Below are 215 nucleotides of genomic sequence, written 5' to 3'. Positions count from 1 at the left end.
GAAGGGGTTTCGTCGCCAAAAAAGTGGGTTCTCCGTCCAAAAGCGACGACGAGAACGGGTCTCGTCGCCAAAAAGTAGAGGTTTCCGGCACAAAACGACGACGAGAAAGGGTTTCGTCGCCAAAAAGTGGAGATTTCCGTACAGAAATGACGACGATAAGGGGTGTCGTCGCCAAAAAGTAGAGTTTTCCGCCAAAAAATGACGACGAGAACGGG

Annotated in this window: 1 protein-coding gene; it reads left to right on the top strand. The window is 50.7% G+C overall.

Annotated features, from left to right (window positions below; translation table 11 throughout):
- Positions 1-182: hypothetical protein (locus LIZ98_RS17880; RefSeq protein ID WP_227203208.1), on the top strand; the 182-nt coding region annotated here is incomplete at its 5' end.
- Positions 183-215: the final 33 nt, after the last annotated feature.

Origin of the sequence: Caldibacillus sp. 210928-DFI.2.18 (assembly GCF_020554505.1) — a bacterium.
Classification (GTDB): Bacteria; Bacillota; Bacilli; order Bacillales; family Caldibacillaceae; genus Caldifermentibacillus; species Caldifermentibacillus hisashii.
The sequence above is the reverse complement of the archived record's forward strand: the minus strand, read 5'-3'. Positions and strand labels throughout refer to the sequence as shown.